The organism is Pseudomonadota bacterium (assembly GCA_039193195.1).
Classification (GTDB): domain Bacteria; phylum Pseudomonadota; class Gammaproteobacteria; order Steroidobacterales; family JBCBZW01; genus JBCBZW01.
In genome coordinates this window covers 129,455-153,721 of sequence record JBCCWS010000007.1, presented here as the reverse complement: position 1 = coordinate 153,721, position 24,267 = coordinate 129,455, and the positions used below count along the sequence as shown (strand labels likewise).

The 24,267-nt window shown below is 64.9% G+C and carries 18 protein-coding genes and 1 pseudogene; 8 read left to right on the top strand and 11 right to left on the bottom strand.

Translation table 11 applies throughout. From position 1 onward, the window contains the following. The first annotated feature begins 84 nt into the window (after nt 1–84). From AAGA68_09245 to AAGA68_09230, 4 genes are all read left to right on the top strand, one after another. Complete coding sequence (locus AAGA68_09245) at nt 85–1,140, top strand: lyase (protein MEM9385231.1); 1,056 nt, start codon at nt 85–87, stop codon at nt 1,138–1,140. Between the two features lie 2 nt (nt 1,141–1,142). Further along, nucleotides 1,143–1,574, top strand: coding sequence for an MAPEG family protein (locus AAGA68_09240; protein MEM9385230.1), 432 nt, complete (start codon nt 1,143–1,145; stop codon nt 1,572–1,574). Nucleotides 1,575–1,613: 39 nt separating this feature from the next. Continuing rightward, nucleotides 1,614–2,234, top strand: a complete 621-nt coding sequence (locus AAGA68_09235; protein MEM9385229.1) for a trimeric intracellular cation channel family protein — start codon at nt 1,614–1,616, stop codon at nt 2,232–2,234. Nucleotides 2,235–2,933: 699 nt separating this feature from the next. Beyond that, nucleotides 2,934–4,091 (top strand): diguanylate cyclase, encoded by a 1,158-nt coding sequence (locus AAGA68_09230; protein MEM9385228.1) that lies wholly within the window; start codon nt 2,934–2,936, stop codon nt 4,089–4,091. 234 nt (nt 4,092–4,325) lie between these two features. On the opposite strand, the gene AAGA68_09225 is transcribed toward AAGA68_09230, so the two are convergent. Both AAGA68_09225 and AAGA68_09220 read right to left on the bottom strand, forming a co-directional pair. Beyond that, entirely contained in the window at nt 4,326–5,096 is a 771-nt protein-coding gene (locus tag AAGA68_09225) for a TetR/AcrR family transcriptional regulator (GenBank protein MEM9385227.1), read from the bottom strand. Continuing rightward, the gene (locus tag AAGA68_09220) at nt 5,093–7,582 is read right to left on the bottom strand and encodes an acyl-CoA dehydrogenase (GenBank protein MEM9385226.1); all 2,490 of its coding nucleotides are present in this window, start codon (nt 7,580–7,582) and stop codon (nt 5,093–5,095) included. The genes AAGA68_09225 and AAGA68_09220 overlap by 4 nt, the downstream gene beginning before the upstream one ends. Nucleotides 7,583–8,007: 425 nt before the next feature. Between AAGA68_09220 and AAGA68_09215 the strand changes: the two genes are divergently transcribed. Next, on the top strand, nt 8,008–8,433 hold the full coding sequence (locus AAGA68_09215) for a CBS domain-containing protein (GenBank protein ID MEM9385225.1): 426 nt from the start codon (nt 8,008–8,010) through the stop codon (nt 8,431–8,433). A gap of 8 nt (nt 8,434–8,441) precedes the next feature. Continuing rightward, nucleotides 8,442–9,092: pseudogene (locus AAGA68_09210) on the top strand (DUF480 domain-containing protein). Nucleotides 9,093–9,094: 2 nt separating this feature from the next. On the opposite strand, the gene AAGA68_09205 reads toward AAGA68_09210, so the two are convergent. Further along, the gene (locus tag AAGA68_09205; GenBank protein MEM9385224.1) at nt 9,095–10,150 is read right to left on the bottom strand and encodes an NAD(P)/FAD-dependent oxidoreductase; all 1,056 of its coding nucleotides are present in this window, start codon (nt 10,148–10,150) and stop codon (nt 9,095–9,097) included. A 455-nt stretch (nt 10,151–10,605) separates the two neighbouring features. Between AAGA68_09205 and AAGA68_09200 the strand changes: the two genes are divergently transcribed. Further along, the gene (locus tag AAGA68_09200; GenBank protein ID MEM9385223.1) at nt 10,606–11,820 is read left to right on the top strand and encodes an APC family permease; all 1,215 of its coding nucleotides are present in this window, start codon (nt 10,606–10,608) and stop codon (nt 11,818–11,820) included. 19 nt (nt 11,821–11,839) lie between these two features. Here the strand turns inward: AAGA68_09200 and AAGA68_09195 are convergent, their stop codons facing one another. The 3 genes from AAGA68_09195 to AAGA68_09185 form a co-directional block, all read right to left on the bottom strand. Continuing rightward, the gene (locus tag AAGA68_09195) at nt 11,840–13,099 is read right to left on the bottom strand and encodes a putative Ig domain-containing protein (protein MEM9385222.1); all 1,260 of its coding nucleotides are present in this window, start codon (nt 13,097–13,099) and stop codon (nt 11,840–11,842) included. Between the two features lie 269 nt (nt 13,100–13,368). Continuing rightward, nucleotides 13,369–16,500, bottom strand: coding sequence for a multidrug efflux RND transporter permease subunit (locus AAGA68_09190; protein MEM9385221.1), 3,132 nt, complete (start codon nt 16,498–16,500; stop codon nt 13,369–13,371). After that, complete coding sequence (locus tag AAGA68_09185; GenBank protein ID MEM9385220.1) at nt 16,497–17,726, bottom strand: efflux RND transporter periplasmic adaptor subunit; 1,230 nt, start codon at nt 17,724–17,726, stop codon at nt 16,497–16,499. Before AAGA68_09185 ends, AAGA68_09190 begins: the two co-directional genes overlap by 4 nt. A gap of 191 nt (nt 17,727–17,917) precedes the next feature. Here AAGA68_09185 and AAGA68_09180 point away from each other — a divergent pair, with 191 nt between their 5' ends. Further along, nucleotides 17,918–18,673 carry an N-acetylmuramoyl-L-alanine amidase gene (locus AAGA68_09180; GenBank protein ID MEM9385219.1) on the top strand — a complete coding sequence of 252 codons (756 nt, stop codon included), beginning with the start codon at nt 17,918–17,920 and terminating at the stop codon, nt 18,671–18,673. 15 nt (nt 18,674–18,688) lie between these two features. Here the strand turns inward: AAGA68_09180 and AAGA68_09175 are convergent, their stop codons facing one another. The 5 genes from AAGA68_09175 to AAGA68_09155 are packed head-to-tail and all read right to left on the bottom strand — an operon-like array spanning nt 18,689 to nt 24,252. Beyond that, a complete protein-coding gene (locus AAGA68_09175) occupies nt 18,689–20,104 on the bottom strand; it encodes a pyridoxal-dependent decarboxylase (protein ID MEM9385218.1) in 1,416 nt (471 codons plus the stop codon). 22 nt (nt 20,105–20,126) lie between these two features. Then, a complete protein-coding gene (locus AAGA68_09170; GenBank protein ID MEM9385217.1) occupies nt 20,127–21,257 on the bottom strand; it encodes a M48 family metallopeptidase in 1,131 nt (376 codons plus the stop codon). Next, nucleotides 21,257–22,060, bottom strand: a complete 804-nt coding sequence (locus AAGA68_09165; protein ID MEM9385216.1) for a TIGR00266 family protein — start codon at nt 22,058–22,060, stop codon at nt 21,257–21,259. Before AAGA68_09165 ends, AAGA68_09170 begins: the two co-directional genes overlap by 1 nt. A 33-nt stretch (nt 22,061–22,093) precedes the next feature. Beyond that, the gene (locus tag AAGA68_09160) at nt 22,094–23,005 is read right to left on the bottom strand and encodes an alpha/beta fold hydrolase (protein ID MEM9385215.1); all 912 of its coding nucleotides are present in this window, start codon (nt 23,003–23,005) and stop codon (nt 22,094–22,096) included. Then, nucleotides 23,002–24,252 (bottom strand): aminotransferase class I/II-fold pyridoxal phosphate-dependent enzyme, encoded by a 1,251-nt coding sequence (locus AAGA68_09155; GenBank protein ID MEM9385214.1) that lies wholly within the window; start codon nt 24,250–24,252, stop codon nt 23,002–23,004. Before AAGA68_09155 ends, AAGA68_09160 begins: the two co-directional genes overlap by 4 nt. Nucleotides 24,253–24,267: the final 15 nt, after the last annotated feature.

The following is a 24,267-nucleotide window of genomic DNA, read 5'->3' as shown; positions in this document are numbered from 1 at the left end:
AGACCGGGCGCCGATGGGGCCGCGTCCTCCGCTACCATGGCACCTGCTCGACTCGCCCCACGTCCCGAAGGAGGAGTTCCGATCATGAAAGCCCACTCCGTCGCCCTCGTCAGCCTGCTGCTCAGCGGTGTCTTCTTCGGATACGCCCTGAGGGCCGAGACCCTGAACATCGAACTCACCGAGTGGCGAGTGCCGATCAGCATGGACAGCGAGGGCACGCTCTACGACACCTACCCGAACGAAGATCGCCCGATGACCCGGCCCCGGGATCCGGCTCTCGACAGCCAGGGCAACGTCTGGTTCTGCGGCCAGCGTGGCAACTACATCGGCCGCCTGGTGCCGAGCACGGGCGCGTTCAAACGCTACGCCCTGCCCGGCCGCACCCACCCCCACAACCTCGTGATCGATCGCGAGGATCAGATCTGGTATGCGGGCAATCGAAACGGTCACATCGGCCGCCTCGACCCGGCAACCGGCAAGATCCAGCGGTTCCCGATCGAGAGCGAGGACATGGACCCGCACACGCTGGTGCTCGCGAACGGCGGCAAGACCATCTGGTTCACTGCGCAACACGCCAACTACGTCGGTCGCTTAGACACGACGACGGGCGAGTACGAGCTGGTGAAGACGCCGTATCCGCGCGCCCGTCCCTACGGCATCATGCTCGACAGCCAGGGACACCCGTGGATCGCCCTGTTCGGCACCAACCGCATCGCCACCGTCGATCCCGCGACCATGAAGATGCGCACTTTCTTCATTCCCGCCGATCGAGCGCGCCCCCGGCGCTTAGCGGTGACCTCCGACGATCGGGTCTGGTACGTGGACTACGCGCGCGGCTTCCTCGGCCGCCTGGACCCTGCGAGCGGTGAGTTCACCGAGTGGGCCGCGCCCGGCGAGTCGCAGGCCATCCCCTACGCGATGACCGTGGACGATCAGGATCGCCTGTGGTTCGTCGAGTCGCCGAGCAACCGCAGCCATCTAGTGGGCTTCGATGCGAAGACCGAGCGCTTCATCGCCCGCGAGGCGATCGCCAGCGGCGGGTTGACGGCACGCTACATGGTGCATCACCCAAGCTCCGACACGCTCTGGTTCGGCACAGACGCGAACACCATGGTCCGCGCCAGCTTACCCGGGCGTTAGCCATGGAGGGGAGAGAGATCCTGCAGCCGCTGGTCGCGCTGGCGGCGTGGACCATGGTGATGTGGCTGTGGATGTACCTGACGCGGGTACCTGCTATGAAAGCCGCGCGCGTGGAACTCGATCGCCTGGCTCAGGATCCCGAAGCGTCCCTCGATCGCCTGCTGCCGCCGTCGGTGCAATGGAAGGCGCACAACTACAACCACCTCCACGAAGCGCCCACGGTGTTCTACGCCGTGACCCTCGCCCTGGCCCTGCTGGGTCAGGGCGGCGATGAGCTCAACCTGCTGCTCGCTTGGGCCTACGTGAGCCTGCGCATGGTGCACTCGCTGGTGCAGGTGACGGTGAATCGCATCCTCGTGCGCTTTGGCCTCTTCGTTCTCTCATCGCTGGTGCTCATCGCCCTGATCCTGCGCACGGCCCTCGCGGCGTGGTGACGGCGAGATCGTGATCCGACGCCCCGCAGCGCTGGCGCCATGACGCTGACGTTTTTCCTGGAGATGCTCGGCACGGCGGCCTTCGCCGTGTCCGGGGCGTTGGCCGCCGCTCGCAAGGGCATGGATATCTTCGGTTTCCTCGTGCTCGCCGTCCTGCCTGCGGTGGCCGGCGGCACCTTGCGCGACCTCATCCTCGACCGGGTGCCGGTGTTCTGGGTGGCGGACGTGCGCTACGTGAGCGTGGCAATGATCGCAGCCGTGATCGTATACGTCACGGCATATGAGCCTGGTGGCCGTCGCCAGGTACTGATCTGGATGGACGCGATGGGACTCGCCCTGTTCGCTGCCCTCGGTGCACAGGTGAGCCTGCAGCACGGCGCCGGCGCGATCGTTGCGATCATGCTCGGGGTGACCACCGCCGTCGCTGGCGGCATGATCCGCGACGTCATCTGCAACGAGATCCCCCTTATTCTGCGCGGTGAGATCTATGCCACCGCCGCCTTCGTCGCCAGCACGGTACTCGTGGCGGGCTCCCTGGTGGGCTTGCGCGCGCAGGTGGCCTTGGGCTTGGCGGTGCTTTGCGGTCTCAGCGTGCGGGCGAGCGCCATTGTCTTCGGATGGTCATTACCGCAAGCGAGGCGCAGCAAAACGAAGCTGTGAGCTGCGCGTTGCGCAAAGGCAGAAGGCCCCGCGGGAGCGAGGCCTTCCGGGGACGTGCCTGCTGCACCAGTATCGTCCCAACTGCCACCTAGTCGGCGACAGTGGCGCCAGCCCCCGCATCCGGGGAACCCATGGCGCCTAAGGTGTTAGTGCATAGCCCATGCCATGCTCGGGCTCTCTTGGATAATCAGCGAACTAGCGCACTGCTCGACCTCACCGCACGCACCGAGCCGATCGAGTCGTAAAGGCCGCCGGCCATTGCATAACGCCCGCAGCGACGCCCACCGCCCGATGCACGTTGTGGATAGGAAGCGGACACCTCACCCGATCTAGAGTGCGGCGGCTGCGTCCATGAGCTGGAGGGCGAGACGTCACTCACTCGACGATGACCGTCATAAATCACCTTGCATCGCTTTGGCGGACAGGCAGTGCGGTACGGATGTGCCAGTTCGCAGTTCACTGCCACGGCGCGGAAAACTCGGACCATTCCCTTGAGGCCCGCAAGCACCTAATGCAAAAACCGTCATTCGGATTACACCGAGGACTCCCCAGATCGACGCCGCCACAAAGCCTGACACTGCGCTTCATGCAAGGTCTCCGCGCGCCATACACCGCCGGATCACCTGCGCCTATCTGCTGGCGCTGGGACTGATCGGGGCCGGCGCCAGCGCCGTGTTCGCCAGCGTACACGTTCTGGTTATGTCCGAGGACGAGAGCGCGCGACTCATTAACGTGAGCGGGCGCCAGCGCATGCTCTCCCAGCAGATCACCCTACTGACTCGCGAGTACGTCAACGCTGAAGGCGCCGCGCCGCAGGTCCAAGCAGAGGTTGCTCTGCGTGAAGCGCTGAGCGAGTTTCGCGACGCCCACCGAGCGTTGACCGAGGGCGACAAAGCACTCGCCTTGCCTCCGCTCAAATCGCCGGTCATACGGGAGATCTACACCGCAGAAGACTCACTGAACGACCTCGTGAAGTGGTTCGTCGATGAGGTCGAGGGAATTCTCGACCACCCGCCCGACGCGCCAGCCCTACGTGGGCGGATAGACGCCCTGTCGTCGTTCGCGCGAACCACGCTGTTGAATCGACTCGACGACGTGGTGACCGACTACGAGGCGCAATCGCATGCTCGCCTGCGCACTATCCTGCGCATAGACATCATCATCTTCGCACTCACGCTGCTCCTGCTGGTCTTGGAGGGTCAGTTCATCTTCCGCCCGATGGCCCGTGACGTCGCCAAGCGCACCCGACAGCTACAACAGGCTCGCGATCAACTCGATCAGCAGGCCAACCACGACGAACTCACCGGCCTACCGAACCGCCGCTACCTACGCGGCGTTGCCGGCGAGGAGTTGATCTCGAACCGCCCCCAAGCCGTACTGCAGATCGACCTCGATGGCTTCAAACAGGTAAACGATCTCTATGGCCACGCCGCCGGTGATGCTCTACTGAAAGAAGTTGGGGGACGAATGAAGCGCGCCCTACGCGAGAGCGACTTCCTGGCGCGCACGGGTGGGGACGAGTTCGTGGTCGTGCTCTCGCAGATGGAGTGCGAAGACGATCATGCCTTAGTCGCGCAACGCTTGATCGATCGTATCGCCGAACCTGTCACCGTGGCGGGCCGTACGGTGCAGGTAGGGGCGAGCGTCGGGGTGGCGTTGGCGGGAGACCGTGAGTTGCCGTTCTACGAGTTACTCGGGGAAGCTGACGTAGCGCTCTACGAGGTGAAGCGAGGAGGCAAAGGGACGTGGGAGGCCTATCGGGCGGAGGGCGTGCGCGGCGATGCTGGGAGGTCGAACCGCCGTGAGAGCACCGCGGCTCCCGGCTATCCGCTCGCCGCACCTGCTCAGACGAGGTAGGCGCTGGCGCAATCGCGTTGCGTCTAGATGATTTTGCGCGCCTCGGCCGAGGAGGCGGAGAACGGGATCATCTCCCCCAGCGTGGCCGGGGGCTCTGAACCATGGCTGGATATCGTTGGCCCGATTGGCCCTGCTCGAAGGCGTCCCGGGCCTCTGCGGCGGCCCCAGCGCCGGGCGCGGAGTACCACCACGCAGCAGGATCGAAGACCCTAGCCGCGGTACTGCTATGCAGGGCTAGCGCAGCAGGCGCCGAGCAATATCTACTAACCCGTCGGCGTAGCGATCCGCATCGATTTCACGCGCCCGCCACTTCCAGGGCTTTAGATAACCGTCCTGGATTAACGCCATCAGCGAACTCGCGGCGAACTCGGGCAGGTCCGCCCGGAACTGCCCTTGGGCCTGACCGCGCACGATGATGTCCTGCAGGTGATCGCAGATACGCAGTTCGATGTTCTTCGTCTCATCCTGCTGCGGGCGCGGCAGGCTGCGGGTCTCAAAGTAGAGGAAGCTAAACCATGGCTGGAGAAGTTGAGTCGCGTAGACTTGCTGGCGCAAGGCCGTCTCCATCGCCTCCACCGGGTCCTCGATCGCCGCCACGGCGTCGATAAGCTCCTGGCAAAGCGCCTCTACCAAGGCCTTGGCCATGAGCACGATATCCTCCTTACTGGACAGACACGAGTACAGGCCGCCCATGCTGATGCCCGTCTCCGAGGAGAGCTGTCGCAGGGACATGGCCTGAAAGCCGATCTGATTCGAGAGCTTGAAGGTGGCCGAGAATATCTTCTCGAGATTGCTAACGGCGAACTTCGCCTTCTTCGTGCGCAGCTGCTCGCTGTGGCGGGCAAAGATCACCTCGTAGAGGGCGCGCCCCCGATAGGGGAAGGCGCGCTTAAAGGAGGCGAAATCCCCTGCTGGCAGCGGTGCGCCCGCCGCCAGCAGAGGCGATGGCGGCGAGCCCGAGGCGGGCCCGCCGTCACCGGCAGTCGAGGGATCGGGCGTGCTCAACTGGCCTCAGCGAGCGGCGCGTCGTCGCGACCGCCCGTGCCAGCTGTGAGCTCGCGGGAGGCCGTGATCTCCTCAAGCGACGCGAAGTGATCCACGTGCACGATTTCCATCACTCGCTCCAGATGGCCGCGCAGGGCCGTTGCCTCCTCGGCGCTCAGGATGCCCGCCTCGGCCGCCGACGTCACCATATCGAGCGGCATGCCGCGTGGAATCTCACCGTGTTTAGCAGCGCGCATGACCCGACGCTTCGTTTCGGAGTACTTCGGCGCCTCGAGGAACACGGCGTTGACGAAACCGAGCGGGTTGCCCGGGGTGACATCCAGCACGGCCCCCTGGATCAGCGACTCACGCGTAGCGGTGGGCGTCGCCACCAGCTTGGCCACGCGACGCGACAAGCGATCGGACGGTGCGCGCGTGTTTACGCCCCAGGGGTGGGTGATCAGACGCAGGCCCATGGCGATCGGGCGCACGGGGAAGTTGGCGAGCACCTCGTCGAAGGCCGTCAGATAGCGATCGATCAGGTAATCGAGCGACCACTGCACGGAGGGCAGCTCCTCCTCGGGGCAACCGGCATCCTCGTAGTCCTTGATCACCATGGATGCAAGGTAGAGGTTGCTGAGTAGGTCGCCTAGTCGAGCGGAGAGCATCTCCATGAACTTCAGGCGACCCTGCAGCGTGAGCATCGCCACGTCCGCCGTAAGCGCGAAGTTAGCGCTTAGGCGATTGAGCTTGCCGTAGTACTCGCCCAAGGGGCCTTCGTTGGGCGCCCCCTGCAGGCGACCACCGGTGAGCCCCATCAACAGCGAACGCGCTGCGTTCGACAGGGTGAAGCCCACGTGGTCGAAGAACACCTTGTCGAAGGCGTCGAGGGTCTTGGCGCTATCTTTCTGACCCGCGAGCTGCATCTCCTTCAGCACGTAGGGATGGCTACGGGTGGCACCCTGACCGAAGATCATGAGGTTGCGGGTCATGATGTTGGCCCCCTCCACCGTAATAGCGATGGGGATACCGCCGAAGTAATCAGCTAGGTAGTTCTTCGGCCCACGGATCACCGCCTTGCCGCCGTGGATGTCCATGGCGTCGGTCAGCGCGATGCGTGCGAGCTCCGTGCAGTGGTACTTCAAGATGGCAGACGCCACGCTCGGCTTCTCGCCCTTATCGAGGGAGACCGCCGTTTGCATCCGCGCTGCCCGCGCGATACGCGAGAGACCCGCGATACGCGCCAGCGGCGCCTGCACGCCCTCGAACTTCGAGATCGGCAGGCCAAACTGCTCTCGCAGGGCCGCGTAGGCCGAGGTGCCGGCGAGCGCGCGCTGGGTGATACCGCTCGCGCCCGAGGGCAGCGTGATGCAGCGGCCCACGGACAGGCAGTTGACCAGCATGGTCCAGCCCTTACCGGCCATCTCCGCACCGCCGATGATCTGCGTCAGCGGGATGAACACATCCTTGCCGAAGATCGGGCCGTTGAAGAAGTTATCGCCGCAGGGCATGTGGCGGCGGCCGATGTCCATGCCCTCGAGGTTACGGGGCAGGAGGGCGCAGGTGATGCCGTAGTCCTTGGTGTCGCCGAGCAGGCCATCGGGATCCTGCATGCGGAAGGCGAGGCCCACCAAGGTCGCGATCGGCGCGAGGGTGATATAGCGCTTGGAGAAGTTCAGACGCAGGCCGAGCACTTCCTCGCCTTCCCAGATGCCGCGGCACACCACGCCCGTATCGGGCAGGGAGGTCGCATCGGAACCTGCGGTGGGGCCTGTCAGGGCGAAGCAAGGAATCTCCTCGCCGCTCGCAAGGCGCGGCAGGTAATAGTTCTTTTGCTCTTCCGTGCCGTACTTGAGCAGCAGCTCGCCTGGGCCCAGGGAGTTGGGCACGGTGATCAGATTGGCCACGGCGTTGCCGCAGGCCTGCAGTTGCGCCACCACTTCCGTCTGCGCCACAGCAGAGAGTTCGAGGCCGCCGTAGCGCTTCGGGATGATCATGCCGAAGAAGCGTTCGCGGCGGAGCACTGCCATGACCGGCTCGGGCACTTCGCTCCAATCGCGGTTGAGCTTCCAGGGCTCGCACAGCGCACACACTTCCTTCACCGGGCCGTCGAGGAAGGCTTGCTCCTCCGCAGAGATCTCCGCCTTGCCGTAGTTGAGCAGCTTGTCCCAGTCTGGTCGGCCCGAGAACAGATCGCCATCCCACCACACGGTGCCCGCGTCAATGGCTTCGCGCTCGGTGTCCGAGATCCCCGGTAGCGCCTTGCGATACCAGCGGAATAGCGGCTGGGTGAGCACCGCTTTGCGCAGTGGTCGGGCGGCGAGCAAGGCGACCACCAAGGTGAGCGCGCCATAGAGCCCCACGATGGGCGTGATGCCCTCGGGGAGCACGGCTGCGCCCAGGGTGAGGGCGGCTAGGGTGCCCGCCGCAACGGCGGTGGTGGCGCCGAGCGCAGCAAGCAATACGCCAGCCCCCAGCAGCACCAGCAAGGCGATGAGGATCGTCATGCGTTGTTCTCCTCCGGGGCTTTTTTGTCCCCGCTGCAGAGCCGGCCTCGTCCCATCGCTGGTCCGAGGCACCCAAAAACGAGCGGACGCTCGCTTTCATTTGAGTCTACGGGAGCCGCCCCTGCGCGTAAAGGAAATCCCGTCGGCGAACCTTTCTGTTTTAGAATCAGACAATTAAGGGCTCGAGCGGCTTGCATAAGCCGCGCAGAGCGGCCGACATGAGGCTTCTACCCACTGCTGCGGTGCTTCATTTGCGGCAGATTCATCGTGACGCCCGAGCGCGCCGCCGCACTCTAGCGGCAGCGCACCCGCTTGCGTGCGGCGCGCAACGTCGATCGACCCGCTGACCGGTCAGCGCCCCGAGGGCTCCCTTGGGTCTACAATCCTCGTCAGGTCCTTTGCGAACTTAGCGACGGGAGCGACTCATGCGATTGGTGAAACATCTGCTGGCAGACAAGGGCGATGACATCGTCTCGGTCAAACCGGACGACACCGTGCTCGATGCCATCAAGCTGATGGCGGAGAAGAGCATCGGCGCTCTCCTGGTGCTCGACGCAGGCCAGCTCGCCGGCATCGTGTCCGAGCGCGATTACGCGCGAAAGGTCATCCTGCTTGGGCGCGCCTCCGACGCGACCCCTGTACGCGACATCATGACCGCCGAGGTCATCACGGCGCGCAGCGACGACTCCGTAGGCAAGTGCATGAACACCATGACCGAGCATCGCATCCGACACCTCCCCGTGGTCGACGATACGCTTTTAGGCGTCATCTCCATCGGCGATTTGGTGGCAGCGATCATCGCCGACCAACAGGAAGAAATCGCTCAACTCGAGCAGTACATCAGTAGCTAAAGATTCCAGTGATTCCCCAGTTCACCGACCATGAAGCGCGGGTGATCGGCTGCCTGATCGAGAAGTCGATCACCACCCCCGATCAGTACCCGCTAACACTCAACGCGCTGGTAAACGCGTGTAACCAGAAGTCCTCCCGCGAACCGGTCATGTCTTTGACCCAGGGTGAGGTGTAACACGCGGCCAGGGCCCTCGAAGACCGCCACTTGCTCACGCGCCAGGAAAACCTGCGCAGCAACAGCCGTGTGGACAAGTACTCCCATCGCCTCTGCAATACGCGCTACAGCACGCTGCAGCTGGACGAGGGAGAAGTCGCCGTGATGGGCTTGCTACTGCTACGTGGCCCGCAAACCCCAGGAGAGCTGCGTACGCGAAGCGCCCGGCTGCACAACTTCGACGACAACGCCGCCGTGGTGCAGAGCCTCACCGGCTTGATCGAGCGCACCCCTGATCCCCTGGTGGTGAAGCTGCCGCGGCGGGCCGGGCGCAAGGATGCCGAGTACATGCACCTGCTGTGCGGTCCCGTCGACCTCGAGGCCTACGCGGCGCAGGCGCCGACGCCAAGCTCGAGCGCAGGCGGCGCCTCGCGAGCGGCGCTCGAAGAGCGGGTGGCACGCCTAGAGGAAGAGGTGGCGCGCCTGAAGTCCTTGATCGAGTAGCCTCAGCGCGCTTCCTTCACGCCCAGGCGCTCCTGCATCAGCGGGCTGGTCGTGGTGTACTGCAGGCGAACCTTCTCATCAGGTGCCACGATTGCCTTGATTGCGAAGGCCGCTAGGGCGGCCTCGTGGAAGCCGCTGAGAATGAGCTTCTTCTTGCCCGGGTACTGATTGATATCACCGACCGCGAAGATGCCCGGGGTGCTGGTCTGGAACTTCTCCGTATCCACGGGAATCGTATTTCGATGCAGGTTCAGGCCCCAATCAGCGATGGGACCTAACGCCGGGCGTAGGCCCCAAAACACCAGCACCTGATCCGCCGCCACCTCGTGCATTTCGCCCTCGAGATCTCGCACTTGCAAGCCCGTAAGGACGCCGTCGCTCTCTTGCAAGGCAGTGGCGGAGCCGATCAGCGAGCGCATCTCGCCCGCCTCACAGTGCGCTAGCATCTTCGCCACGGAGGCTGGTTGGGCTCGGTACTCGTCGCGGCGGTGAATCAGAGTCATGCTGGCGGCGCGCTCGCGCAGCTCCAGGGTCCAGTCGAGGGCCGAGTCGCCACCGCCCATGACCACTAGGTGCTTGCCAGCGTACTGATCGGGGTTGGAAACCTTGTAGTGAATCTGTTGACCTTCGTAGCGATCCGTACCCTCCACGCGAAGCCTACGCGGCTGGAAGGAACCGACACCGGCCGCGATGATCACGGTCTTTGCCATGAAGGTAGTACCAGCGCTGGTCACGACGCGAAAGCCCTCGCTCTCGCCAAGCGGCTCCACCACCTGCACTTCCTGGCCCAAATGAAAGGTGGGATCGAACGGTGCAATCTGCTCCATAAGTCGATCGATCAGCTCCTGGGCGCCGACGATGGGCAGGGCCGGGATGTCGTAGATCGGCTTGTCCGGGTAGAGCTCCGTACACTGACCGCCCGGCGCCCGCAGGGCGTCAACCAGGTGCGCCTTCAGGCCGAGAAGGCCGAGCTCGAACACCTGAAATAGCCCGCAGGGGCCAGCGCCAACGATCAGGCAGTCGGTCTCGATAGGCGTGGTGGTGGGGGTGTCAGTCACAGTCGGGTGTCCTATGGGTCGATCGCACGTGGGGGGCCCGCAGAATAGTGCCTGACGATCTACCCTGCAATTGAACCAACCTCCGCGCGCGAGGGCGGTGACGCTGACGGACGCGCTCGCGGCGACGGCTTGCGTCCGTCTCCGTAGGGGTAGAGCGTGGCGTCCGGCCCCGCCTCGGCACCGCAAATCGAGGGACCGCACTCGTACTGCTCAACGTGGTGATCGGAGATGCCCATGCGCCGCTTCTTCGCAGGTCAGCGATAATCGGTCGGCCCTGCGCGAGGCACCGGCCTGCTTCACACCGGTCTCGAACGGCAGCCGCGTCGCTCAGCACAACGCGATGCGCTATCGCGACGGACGCCTTGAGATCGCCCTCATGAGAGCGTCACCGTCGCCCCGTGAGCGGGAGCTTATCTACGATACGATGCCACCCCGAAAGGGCTCATACTGATCACGTGAATAGCACCCCGACGCTGACCCGGCGATTGACCCTGCCAATGCTCGCTCTCTTTGGCCTGGGCACTATGGTCGGCGCAGGGATCTACGTGCTCGTCGGGGAGATCCTGGCGGTGAGCGGGTCATTCGCTCCGTGGGCGTTCCTGCTCGCCGCATCAGTGGCCGCCTGCACGGCGCTCAGCTACGGCGAGCTCGCGCGGCGCTTTCCCAAGAGCGCCGGCGAGGCGGTGTACGTGGAGCAGGCCTTCCACCGCCCCCTGCTCACCCGTATGACCGGCTGGGCAGTCGCTCTTACCGGGCTGGTGTCGAGCGGTACCCTAGCAAAGGGATTCGCTGGGTATTTCGCATTCTTCTTCCCCGGCTCGGAAGGGCTCGCGGCCCCGTGCTTCATCATCGCGCTCGGCATCATCGTGGCTTGGGGGATCGGTCACACGATCTGGCTGGCGGTGATCGTCACCGGCCTTTCCATACTGGGTCTGCTGACCGTGCTGGTGGTCTCCAGTCACTATCTCGTTCACCTGCCCGAGGTCGCACCACTGCTAGCGCCCGCCTCGAGCGATGCTTGGCTCGCGATCAGCGCGGGAGCATTCGTCGCCTTTTACGCGTTTATTGGGTTTGAGGACATGGTCAATGTGGCTGAGGAGACCCGTGATCCCGAGCGCATCATGGTGCCGGCGATCCTCTTCGCCCTAATCGGCGCCACCACGCTTTACCTGCTGGTCGCCCTAATGGCCGTGCTGGCGAGTCAGGAGTTGGACCTGGCGGGACATCCCGCCCCTCTTGCCGCCATGGTTGCCCACGCCGGCGCGCCTTGGCCGGCGATCATCGCAACCCTATCGATGCTGAGCGTAAGCAACAGTGCGTTAGCGCAGCTCGTGATGGTGTCGCGAGTGGTGTACGGCATGGCCGACGGGGGTCACGCTCCCGCTCTGCTTGCCCGAGTACATCCCGTTCGCAGGACGCCCCTGCTAGCCACGGGACTGACGGTCTTCCTCGTGGTCACGCTCGCGGCGTGGTTTCCGCTTCTCGTGCTCGCCAAGGCCACTAGCCTGATCGTCCTGCTGGTCTTCGCTGTGGTCAACGTGGCCCTGATACGGATGCTGCGCGAAGGCGCCATGCCGCGCAGACGCATGCTCGTTCCTGCCTTGGGGGCGATTCTTAGCGTGGGGCTGATCGCGATCAGCCTGCTCAGTGAAGGCCACGCAGGTCACTGAGTGCCCCGACTGCTGTGCGCTAGTGCTCTCGATCATCCTGAATGCGGCTGAGCGCGTCGGCGGTGGCGCGTGCGAAGGTCGGCAAGTAGTGGATCGCTATCGACGATCCACGCGTAAACGGCACCGCCGAGCCCCTCCCGGGCTCGAGGGACACCTTCGCGAAGCCGCCCTTCACGAGTAACTCCGCCAGTCTCTCGACACCTGAGCTCGCATCTTCGATCGGTCTATGGGAGAGCAGCGCGGGCTGGTGGGGGAATCCCCGCGGCGAGTTGTCTACCAGCGCCTTCAGCGCAGCCGCCACCTCCCAGGCTGCCTCTTCGCTCACCGCTTCCTGCGCCCAATTCAGCTCTTCGGCGTTCCCAGGAACACCATCGACAAGATCGTCGATGAGCAGCTGCATGGCCGTGTTGAGGTAAGTAGGGCGCAGGCGCCGAGCCAACGCGCTGCCCTCGAACGCGTCTGACGCCGCCGCCTCGGCGAGCAACCCGGCGCCAGTCATTAGGGAGACTAGCACTAGCGATGTATCGCTACCTTGGCCGGTCACCCGAAGCACCACCAGTGCATTCGTATCGATCGCCCCGTAGGCCAGCGGCAAGGCCAGCGCATACTTCCCTACTTCGTCGATGCTAGCGCTAGCCACCGGCACGCCATCGACCTCCGCATCGACCACCGCCCCGAACAAGCGCGGCTCATCGACCTGTCCCAACAGCTTGAGCGCAACGACGTCCGCCACCACGATGGTGAACGCCGCCAGAGATGCCTGCTCCTGCCCATCGCTCACGCTCACGACAATCGCACCCGTTGGGCCCACATCGCCCGCCCCCGGCGTACCACTCAGGCGCCCAGTCGCAGTATCGAGCGTGAGCCAGGCAGGAAGGTTGGTGGCGGAGAAGGTCAGCGTATCGCCCACATCCACGTCCTGCGCCGTCGGCGTGAAATCGTAGACCTCGCCCTCGTTGAGCGCCGTTGGCGGCGCCCCCGAAATCGTCGGCGCGTCGTTGACGTTGACGACTTCGAGATCGAAAGGTCCGATGGAAGCCGTGTCCTCACCGTCGCTTGCGGTGATCCCGAGCTCGCTGAAGACACCCACGTCGTCGTTGGTGGGCATCCCCGACAAGACGCCCGTGTTGCCATCGATGGCGATCCAGCCCGGGAGGTTGGTCCCCGTGAACGTGAGCGCATCACCGTCGGGATCGCTGGCATTCGGTACGAATTGAAAGGCTTCGTCCTCCTGCACGGCGGCGGGAATAGCACCTGAGATCGTGGGCGGTTGGTTCACTACCGGGGCGCCGCCCCCACCCCCACCGCCTCCGTCTCCGCCCCCACCGCAGGACGCCAGGGCGAACACCGCGAGCGACAAGCACCAGGATCGGACGGAAGCAAGCCTCGACTGCAAAAAGGGTGGCATAAAAACCTCAGCGCGCTATCTAAAAGCGCTAGCTAGCCAACGATGAGGTTAGTCTTACCAGCTCCACTTCGTATCAACAAACAGTCATTATCGCGACGCGGCATCGCTTTGCGCCTTTCGCTTCGCACCCCGCTGGCAACTCAGCCACCCCCGCCGCCGACGGCTCGGCGCACCACCACGTACAGCACGGGCGTCAACACCAGACCTATCACCGTCACCCCGATCATCCCGCTGAACACGGCGGTACCCAACACCTGACGCATCTCCGCACCCGCCCCCGTGGCCGTGACCAACGGCACGACGCCCAGGATGAAGGCAGCCGACGTCATGAGGATTGGGCGCAAGCGCAGGCGCGCCGCCTCGCACGCGGCCTGCAGCACCGAACGCCCCTCCGCCTCCTTCTGCCGCGCGAACTCGACGATTAGGATCGCGTTCTTACTCGCCAGCCCCAACAGCACGACGAAGCCAATCTGGGTCAGGATGTTGTTGTCCATGCCCCGCAGGGTCACGCCGACCAGCGCGAAGAGGATCGATAGGGGCACAATCAGCACGATCGCAAAGGGTAGCGCCCAACTCTCGTACTGGGCGGCCAGCACGAGCAGTACAAGGAGGATACTGAGCGGGAAAACCCAGTTACCTGCATCGCCCGCGAGCTTCTGCTGAAAGGCTATCTCGGTCCAGTCGTAGCTCAACCCGCCCGGCAGGGCGCCCTCCGCGAGGGCCTCTAGCTTGGCGATCACCTCACCGGAGCTATAGCCACGCGTGTTGTTGCCCTGAATCTCCGCCGCCGGGTACAGGTTGTGGCGGACCAGACGGTCGGCACCGCTGGTGAGCTCAACCTGCATCACCGACCCCAAGGGCACCATCAGGCCGAGCTCGTTGCGGGCGCGCAGCTTCATGATGTCCTCGGGATCGAAGCGGTAGGGCGCGTCGGCCTGGGCTGTGACGCGGTAAGCGCGACCGAAGAGGTTGAAGTCGTTGACGTAGCTCGAGCCGAGGTAGATCTCCAGCGCCTCGAAGATATTGGCGATTGGCACACGCAGCTGCTCAGCGCGCACGCGATCGACATCGAGATAGTACTGGGGCGTAGACAGCGAGTAGGTGCTGAACACCTGGTTCGCCTCGGGTGCCTGATTGGCTTCGCCCACCAGCTGCCAGGTGGCCCCCTCGAGCGTCTTCAGGCCCCGACCCGTCCGATCTTGCACCAGCATCTTGAAGCCGCCGCCGTTGCCGATGCCGCGCACGGGCGGCGGCATGATCACGAACAGCTGTGCGTCCTGGATCGTGGCCAAGGCGCCGTACAGCTGTCCGAGCAGGCTCTGCGCGGTCACCCCTGGTGCTCGCTCGGCGAAGGGCTCCATGGGCACGAAGATCGCGGCCGCATTGGAGGCATTGCTGAAGGTCGCGCCGGAGAATCCGACAAAGCTCACCGCGTGCGCCGCCCCTGGGACCTCCAGGATGCGCTCGACCGCCTCGGCCACCACCGCGTCCGTTCGCTGCAGGGATGCCCCCTTCGGCAACTCGACGGCAACGATCAGATAGCCCTGGTCTTGCTCGGGAATGAAACCCTCGGGCGTGCGCTGCAGCATGTAGAAGGTGCCGGCGAGCAGCCCCAGGAACACCAGCACCATCAGGACCGACTGCCGCGTTACCACACCGATCAGCCCTGCGTAGGCGCGCTCCAAGGCGCCGAAGGCCACGTTGAACAGCTTGAACACGGGGCCCAACACGATATCCCAAAGGCCGCGCTTGCCCTCGCCGCCCTCGCGACTGCGCAGCAGGATCGCGCCGAGCGCCGGGCTCAGGGTGAGCGAGTTAAAGGCGGAGATGATCGTGGCGACGGCGATCGTCAGGGCGAACTGGCGGAAGAACTGCCCCGTGATGCCACCGAGAAACGCTGTCGGCACGAACACGGCCGTCAGCACGAGCGCGATCGAGATCAACGCCGCGCCCACCTCGTCCATCGTCACCCGCGCCGCCTCCCGCGGCGCCATGCCTGCCTCGAGATTGCGCTCGATGTTCTCCACCACCACGATCGCATCGTCCACGACGATACCTATCGCCAGTACTAGCCCAAACAAGGACAAGTTGTTTAGCGAAAAGCCGAAGGTCGCCATCACCGCGAAGGTGCCGATGAGGGAGACGGGAATCGCCACGATGGGGATAATCGCCGCGCGCCAGGTCTGCAGGAATAGGACGATCACGAGGATGACCAAGGCAACGGCCTCGAAGATCGTGTGGTAGACCGCCTCGACGGACTCCTCCACGAACTCCGTGGGGTTGTAGACGATGGTGTACTCCAAACCCTCGGGGAACTGCTGCGACAGCTCCTCCATAGTCTCGATGATATCGTCCGCCGTCTCGATGGCGTTGGAACCTGGCCGCTGGAAGATCGCTAGCGCCACGGCGGGCTTGTTATCGAGGTAGCTGTTGGTGACGTAGTCGCGAGCACCAAGCTCCACGCGCGCTACATCGCCAAGGCGCGTGATCCGACCGTCCTCACCGGTCTTCACGATGACGGCGCGAAACTCATCTGCATCCGCGAAGCGGCCCTGGGTGTTCACGGTGAACTGCTGGGCCGTCTGCAGGGGCATGGGCGGAGCGCGCAGGGCACCGCCGGCCACCTGTACGTTTTGTCCGCGCAGAGCGCCGAGCACATCGCCAGCAGTCATCTCCAGGGCCGCGAGGCGCTCGGGATCCAACCACACGCGCATGCTGTACTCGCGAGCACCGAACACCGTGAGACGGCCCACCCCGTCGATCCGGTTGAGCACGTCGCGGATCTGCAGGAAGGCGTAGTTGGAGATGTAGAGCTGGTCGTAGCTCTCGTCGGGCGAGAGCAGGTGCACCACCATCATCAGATCCGGCGAGCTCTTCTGCGTAACCACGCCCAGGCGGCGCACCTCTTCGGGCAGGCGCGCCTCGGCAATGGATACGCGGTTCTGCACCAGCACCTGGGCCGTGTCGAGATCGGTGCCGAGCTCGAACACGATCGTGAGGCTCATCTGCCCATCGGTGGTGGACGAGGAGGTCATGTACAGCATGTCCTCAACGCCGTTGATCTCCTGCTCCAGGGGCGTGGCCACAGTGTCGGCGATCACCTCCGGCGTCGCCCCCGGGTAGGAGGCGGTGACCACGATGGTTGGCGGCGCAATCTCCGGGTACTGCGCCACCGGCAAAGACCGGTAGGCGATGGTCCCCAGGATCAGTAGGAGGATCGACAGTACCGAGGCGAAACGCGGTCGGTCGATGAAGAAATGGCCGACCCTCACCGCGCGGTGCTCCCCACCCGCCCGGCCACGGCGGGGTCTAGCGGCGTGAGGGTCGTGGTGTCGATGGTGACCGCGTTGCCGCCGCGCACACGCTGCATGCCGTTGACGATCACGCGATCCTCGGCCGTGAGCCCTTCGGCGACGATCCGCATATCACCCAATGTTCTCCCTAGCTGAATGTAGCGCCGTTCGGGCACCTCGCCCTCGCCGATCACGAAGACGAAGCGTCGAGACTGGTCCGCGCCGATGGCGATCTCAGGCACCAGCAAGGCCTCGTAGGGGCCGCGGCCCAGGAGGCGGATGCGGGCGAACAAGCCAGGGGTGAGCAGCTGGTCGGCGTTATCGAAGATCGCGCGACCTTGGATCGTGCCCGTCGCCTGATCCACCTCGTTGTCGACGAAGTCCATGCGTCCCTCGTGCACGAAGGCGCCCTCGTCGGCGAGCTTTAGCTGCACCGGGTTGGGGGTGGTACGCGAGCTCGGGCGCTGCCCCTCGCGGTCCAGGCGCACGTACTTGAGGTAGGCGCTCTCATCGGCCGTGAAGTAGAAGTGCACGGGATCCAAGGAGACGATCGTGGTGAGCAAGGTGGCGCCCGCGGCCCCGCCCGTCACCAGGTTGCCCTCGGTCACCAACTTGCGGCCCACGCGGCCGGCGATCGGCGCTCGCACCGTGGTGAACTGCACATCGAGGCGGGCCGACGCCACCGATGCCACGGCGGCCTCGAGCGCCGCCGATGCCTGCTGGAACTCCGCGGAACGCGTGTCGCGCAGTTCGGCGGAGCCCGCATTGCTCCGCAGCAGCCGCTCCGCGCGGTCGAGTTCGATGCGGGCCAGATCCAAGGCCGACTCGGCGCGCTTGCGCTCCGCTTCGGCCGCGTCTAACACCGCCCGGTAGGGCCGTGGATCCACCACGAACAGCGCATCGCCCTCAGCGACGAACTGCCCCTCGTCGAAGGCGGAGGAATCCAGATAGCCGCTGACCCGCGCGCGCACCTCGACGCGATCGATCGCCGCCAGGCGCCCCGTGTACTCATCCCAGTCGACGATTTGCTCGACCAGGGGCGCAGCCACGGTAACGGCCGGTGGCGGCGGCGCTTGGCCTCCGCCTCCGCCACCGCCGCCGAAGCCGCCCTCTGGCAGCGAACAGCCGCTTAGCAACAGCGTGAGGAAAAGCACTTCGGCGCCCGCCCATCGGCGAGCGCTGGATGGCGTGAAGACGCACGGCATGGGAAACCTCGACAGGTGCACGTGGGCAGCGAGATCACGCTACCCTCCGGGTTATGACAGAGGCTACCAACGATCGCGCGCTAAGCCCAAGGAGGCACCAACCGACCTGGAGAAGCGTCGCTTGCCTGCAGGTCCTTGCAGCCGTGCTCGCGAGCGGCTGCGCGCAGTACACAACCCGCGATCGTCCCTCGATGAATCAGGACGGACGCGTACGCCACCTAATCCTGCACTACACTAGCGAGAACTTCTCCGAGTCCTTGCGATTGCTCACCGAGCGCACGGTCAACCCTGTGAGCGCACATTATCTGGTGGATCGCCCGGGCCGCGACGGCTCACGCCCGGTGATCTACCGCCTCGTACCCGAGTCGGGGCGTGCCTGGCACGCGGGGCGCAGCTTCTGGTTGGGGGAAAGCGCCCTCAATGCGAGTTCGATCGGCATCGAAATTGTCAACGAGTCGGCCTGCACCCTGCAGCAGACCCTCGAGGGCTGCACCTTCGAGCCGTACCCGCCGGCGCAGATCGACGCGGTCATCTCGCTCTGCCTCGAGGTGCTCGCACGCCACCCGGACATCACGCCCTGGCGCGTGCTCGCCCACTCGGACATCGCCCCCGAGAGGAAGGTGGACCCGGGGCCACAGTTCCCCTGGCATGCCCTGTACGAGGCGGGCATCGGCGCCTGGTATGAGCGCGAGGTCTACGACCGCTACCGTCGTCGCTTTAGGGCGGATCCACCCACCCTAGGGCTGTCACAGGAGGCGCTCGCTGCCTGGGGCTTCGATCTGGAGGCGACCGGCGAGCGAGATGAGGTCACGCGCGAGGCGGTGCGTGCTTTCCAGCTCCACTTCCGCCCGCAACGGCACGACGGCGAACTCGACGTTCAGACCAATGCCATCTTGTTCGCGCTACTCGAACGCTACCGCCCGGACGCGTTGCGTGACCTACGGTAAGGCTCGCTTCGGGGCTTAGCGGGCTTGCGCTTGTGCCGGGGCTGGCGCTCCGCGCTCGCTCACGGTGGCGATAGCCGCATCTAGGCGCTGGCGAATCTCATGCAGCCAGGGCAGGTGTTCAGGCTTCATGGTGCAGATGCGCAGGCACAACAGCGACTGCTCATCCTCCCAATGCTCAACCGCATTGGCAGGGCCCGCCAAGGACTTCGGCACGTGTACCACGGCGAGGTGCAGGTCGCGCAGCGCGGCCTCCTCAAAGATCTCTTGCGCCATCGCCGAGCTCTCGGCCGCGCAGGCGGCCTTCACTGCCACCACCAGAAGGTCCAGCTCGGGGGTGAAGATCGGGGCGAGCCGAGGGTGCCCCTCACAGTGCTTGTACAGGCGTCGCGAGGCCGATAAGCAAGCTTCTAAGCCGCGTGCAAAATCGCCTTCCGGCACCAACGGCAAGGCCCGCATGGTGGTCCACAGGGCGACCGCCGCGGCGCCGGCGCGCGAGCACTCCAGGGAGATCTCGCCGAGGTGCAACTCGTCAGAGCTGAAGTAGGTATAGGGCGAGTCGTGGTGATAGTGGCGGCCCACAGTCGGGTCGCGAAACAGCACACAGCCGCAGCCGTACGGCTGCAGGCCATGCTTGTGCGGATCGATCACCACCGAGTCGGCCATGCGCACTGCATCGTAGGCCGCGCGAGCGTAGGCGCTAATGCCGTCTGCGAGGGTGAAGTAGCCACCGTAGGCGGCGTCGACGTGGACACGGAACCCGTAGCGCTGGCGTAAGGCCAGCACGGCCGGCAACGGATCGATGGCGCCCGCCGCCGTGGTGCCGAGCGTGACGACCACCGTGTCGATGGCCGGTGAGGCCGCCTCGAGGGCGCGCTCGAGCGCCGCGACGGACATACGCCCGGCAGCATCGACGTCGACCTTCACGAAGGGTCGATCGAGCACCGTGCTCAATCGCTCGTGAGTATAGTGCGCCTGCGTTGAGGCGGCTACGCCGCCGGCGGATCCGCCCTGGCTTCGCGCCTCCTGACGCGCCACCCACAGGGCTTCGAAGTTCGCCATGGTGCCGCCGCCACACAGGTGGCCAAGATGCTCCGACCAGCCGAACATATTTGCTAGGTTCGCGACTGCCTCACGCTCCATGCGCGAGCTAGCACGACCGCCGTCTAGCGCGTGATTGTTCGGGTTCAAGCACATGGCGAGGGTGTAGGCATCCCGCGCCAGCGGGTGCGGCGGCTTGAGCATCTGCCCCACGTAAAGGGGATGATGATAGGGATAGTTGTCGTGCAGGCGACGCGCTGCTTCGAGCAAGGCCTCCTGTTCGCGCGACGCTAGCCCGGTCGACGCAGCGCTGGGTAAGTGGGCGAATCCTTCTGCCAACAGCTCCCTGGCGCGGGCGAGGAAGTCCGGTTGCTCGGGCGTTGCGTTTTCCACTCGTGCCAATCCCCTTGTGCGGTCACGGCGCGCGCTCCGGGGGCCAATCGCCGGCGATATCGAAGGGCCGGAACGCCGAGCGATCCACCTCGTCGAGCCGGGCCCGAAGCGCTGCTGCGCGTTGCTCACTGGCCGGGTGGGTGGACAGGAACTCCGCCTGGCCGGTGCCCTCCTCTCGCGCCAGCGTGTCAAAGAAGCTGGCCATCCCGGCCGGATCCGCCTCGACACTCACGAGGCGATCGAAGCCGGTCTGGTCCGCCTGGCGCTCCGCATCCCGCGAAAACCTCAGACCGATCAACCGCTGGCCCACCTCGCCGGCCAGCGTGCCGCTGGCGTCGCCCGCCATCAGTGCGATTACCAGCGCCAGCCCCGACTGCTTCACGACACTGCGCAAGCCGTGGCGAAGCTCCACGTGCTGGATCTCGTGGGCCAACACTCCGGCCACTTCCCCAACGTTTGCCGCAGCGTCCAGGAGGCCATCGTTCACCACGATCACCCCCCCTGGCAAGGCGTACGCGTTGATCTGGGGATCGTTTGCAATGTAAAGCGTGTAGTCATAAGCCGCGTCGTGTTCGAGCAAGCGCTCGAGCACGACGGAGATCACGCGATGGCGATTTCCTGTGCGTCGCAACTTGGGGTCGGCGTCGAACTTCTCTATGAATCCACGGGTAAGCGCAAGCTCCTGAGAAATAGGGATTCGGTCTACGATCACGGTGACCAGGGCATCGATGTGCAACACAAACGCCAGAAGCAGGAGCAGAGGCAGGGCGATCATCAGCGCCACGCCCGCGAGCCCGGCACGCCGCTTCACAGCTTGGCGCTCGTCGAAGCGTTGGAGCTCACGTTGGTCGGCTCGAAGCGCCTCCGGCAGCGCATTCAATACGTGACTTGCGCAATCTCGATCGAGTACATGGCAAGCGTAGGCCGGGTGATCCGGATGCTCCAGATCGCGCCAGGCGAGTTCCAGCCCGCGCTCATCGAAGCCCACGCGACGCAAGGTCAGAAGGCTCGCGTCGATACGCGTCGAGGCGCCCCCATCGGCACGCCGCAGGAGGATGCCATCGCCCGCCACCGCTACCGTCGCGGCCTCGCCTACCGGCGGCAGATCAGGGCCAAACAGTAGGCAGTCGACGGCGGGCGAGGCGCTCGACATCAGAAGTTATCGCCGTCGAGCAGACCTCCGATGCCGCCGAGGATCGACCCCTCACCCTTGGTAGCCCCCCCGGTCTGTGGTGCGTAGGCCAACATGCGCCCGGCGAGGCGCGAGATCGGCAAGGACTGCAGCCATACGGTGCCGGGACCACGCAGGGTCGCGAAAAACAGCCCCTCGCCGCCGAACACCGCTGACTTCAGCTTGCCTACGTACTCGATGTCGAAGGAGACGCTCGGCTGATAGGCCACCACGCAGCCCGTATCGCAGCGAAGCAGTTCTCCGGGGCCGAGTTCGCGCTTGGCCAGGGTGCCGCCCGCGTGCACGAATGCCATGCCGTCACCGTCTAGGCGCTGCATGATGAACCCCTCGCCACCGAATAGGGCGGTGCCGATCTTGCGCTGGAAGGCGATCCCCAAGGAGACGCCGCGAGCGGCGCACAGGAAGGCATCCTTCTGGCAGATGAAGGTGCCCCCCATTTGCCCCAGATCGATGGGGATGATCTTGCCCGGGTAAGGCGCGGCGAAACCCACCTTGCGCTTCATGCCAGACTCGTTGTGGTAGATCGTCGTGAACAGCGACTCGCCGGTGATCAGGCGCTTTCCTGCCCCCATCAGCTTGTCCATCAGCCCACCGCTTTGGGATTGCTGGGAGCCGTCCCCGAACACCGTGTCCATCTGCACGCCGTCCTCCATCAGCATCATCGCGCCGGCCTCGCCGATGGCGGCCTCGCCGGGATCGAGCTCGATCTCGACAAACTGCATGTCGTCGCCAAAGATCTCGAAATCGATAATATCCATTGACATGGGCATTCCCCTTTTGGCTAATGAAATTAAAAGTCAAGCGCTAGCTTGCGCCTGCGAAGCCTTTGGCTGTTGTAGTTGCTTGACCACGTAGCGGATTACGTGTGAGTTACGCGCCACCTGGCGGTGACCGAGCCCCGTTGTGGTGTACAACTCCGCATCATCCAGGGCGTAGGCAAGGGTCTCGCCGTCGGCGTAGGGCACTTCTTCATCACGGGTATCGTGCACCACCAGTACCGTTGTAGATGCACCAGCGAGCGCTTTGGCCGCATCGAAGCGCTCGAGGGCCACGCCCGTGCGCTCCTCGATGAGTGCCACCACATCCTCGAACAGAGCCTGTCGCAGGGAGAGTATCTGCGCGTACCGGTGGGTCAGGGACTGCACGCTGCGCGGGGCGGCGATGAGCACCAAGCGCTCTGCTTGCAAGGGCGCCTCTAGGCCCACGGCACCGACCGACAGCGCTGCGCAAAGACCGCCGAAGGAATGGCCTATCACCGCGGCCACCGGCTCACGTGAGCCAAGCATCTGCATGGCTTGGGCGTAGTCGATTGCGGTGAGCGCGCTGCCCTCTGACTCGCCGTGGGCCGGCGCATCCACGCCGATCACATCGAAGCCTGCTGCGTGCAGCGGTGCAATCCAGTCGGCGAGGCGCCCCACGCAAGACTCCCAGCCGTGGGCGAGCATGACCAGCGGCCGCACCCGTGACGACTCGACATCCGGTGACGACCATCGATAAGTCACCACTTCCCCCTCGCGCCCCGGCAGGCGCATCAAGGTACGTTCAGCGCGAGCGAGCAGCGGTCCGTGGCGCGGCGCAGGCGGACTGCGCTTGGTGGGGGAGCAGAAGATACGCAGGGCCTGGTGACGAGCGGCGTTGGGCGCCACCCGATGCAGTGTGTTGAGCCACGCGCTGATGACGCCGATCAGCAGGGCGCGCGGTAACCTCATCCGCGCCAGCTCCCGAGCACATCATGGATGCGTGAGAACACATCTTCGAGCGTTTCCCGATCGGGCAGCAGGGTGATCCGCAGATGATCGCGCTGAGGGAAGTTGAAGCTTGACCCCGGCACCAACAGCACGTGGCGCTGCTCCAACAGCTCCATGGCAAAGGCCTCATCGTCAAAGCTCGGCACCACGTCCGATGGCACTTGCAAAAACGCGTAGATGGCGCCAGCGGGCGCCTGCATGCGCAAGGCGTCGCTGGACGCCACCGCATCGATCACCGTCTGCCGGCTCTCGTAGAGTCGCCCGCCTGGGGCTGTGAGCTGGTGAATGCTCTGGTGACCGCCGAGAGCCGTCTGCACAGCCCACTGGCCTGGCACGTTGCTGCACAAGCGAAGGCTCGCCAGCGTTTCCATCGCATTGAGGTAATGGGCGGCGCCGTCCCGGTTTCCGCTCAGCGCTACCCAACCGACACGATAGCCACACGCACGATACACTTTGGACAAGCCGCTGTAGGTGGCGCAAAGCGTATCGCGGACCAGGGTGGCCATAGGCACGAACTGCGCACCATCGTAGAGAATCTGGTCATACACCTCGTCGCACATAAGAACCAGATGGTGCCGTTCGGCGAGCGCTGCCAACTGCGCCAGGCTCTCGCGGGAGTACACCGCGCCGCTCGGGTTATTGGGGTTGATCACCACCATCGCCCTCGTGCGGGGCGTGATCAGCGCCTCGAGGTCGCTCGCGTCCGGCTCAAAGCCACGCTCGGGACGGCACGGGTAGTGTACGGCGCGACCACCGTTGAGGTTTACGGCGGCGGTCCAAAGGGGGTAGTCAGGGCTTGGCACGAGCACTTCATCGCCCGTATTGAGCATCGCGCGCAGGGTGAGGTCGATCAGTTCGCTGACGCCGTTGCCCATGAACACATCGTCGGCACTCACATCCATCACACCGCGATTCTGGTGCTGAAGGACCACCGCTTCGCGGGCCGGAAAGATGCCTCTTGAGGGGCAGTAGGGCTCTGCCGATGCTAAATTCTCGACCACAGCGCGACGCATCGTCTCCGGCGTGCGGAAACCAAACTGGCCGGGGTTGCCGATGTTCAAAGCCAAGATTTCATAGCCCTGGCGCTCGAGCTCGCTCGCACGGCGGGCCAATCGGCCGCGGATCTCATAGCGCACGTTGGCGAGCACGGCGGAGCTATGCACGGCGGGCGATCGCGTGGAGGGGTGGGAGGTCGAGGAGGGTTGCATGGCGCTCGTATCGAT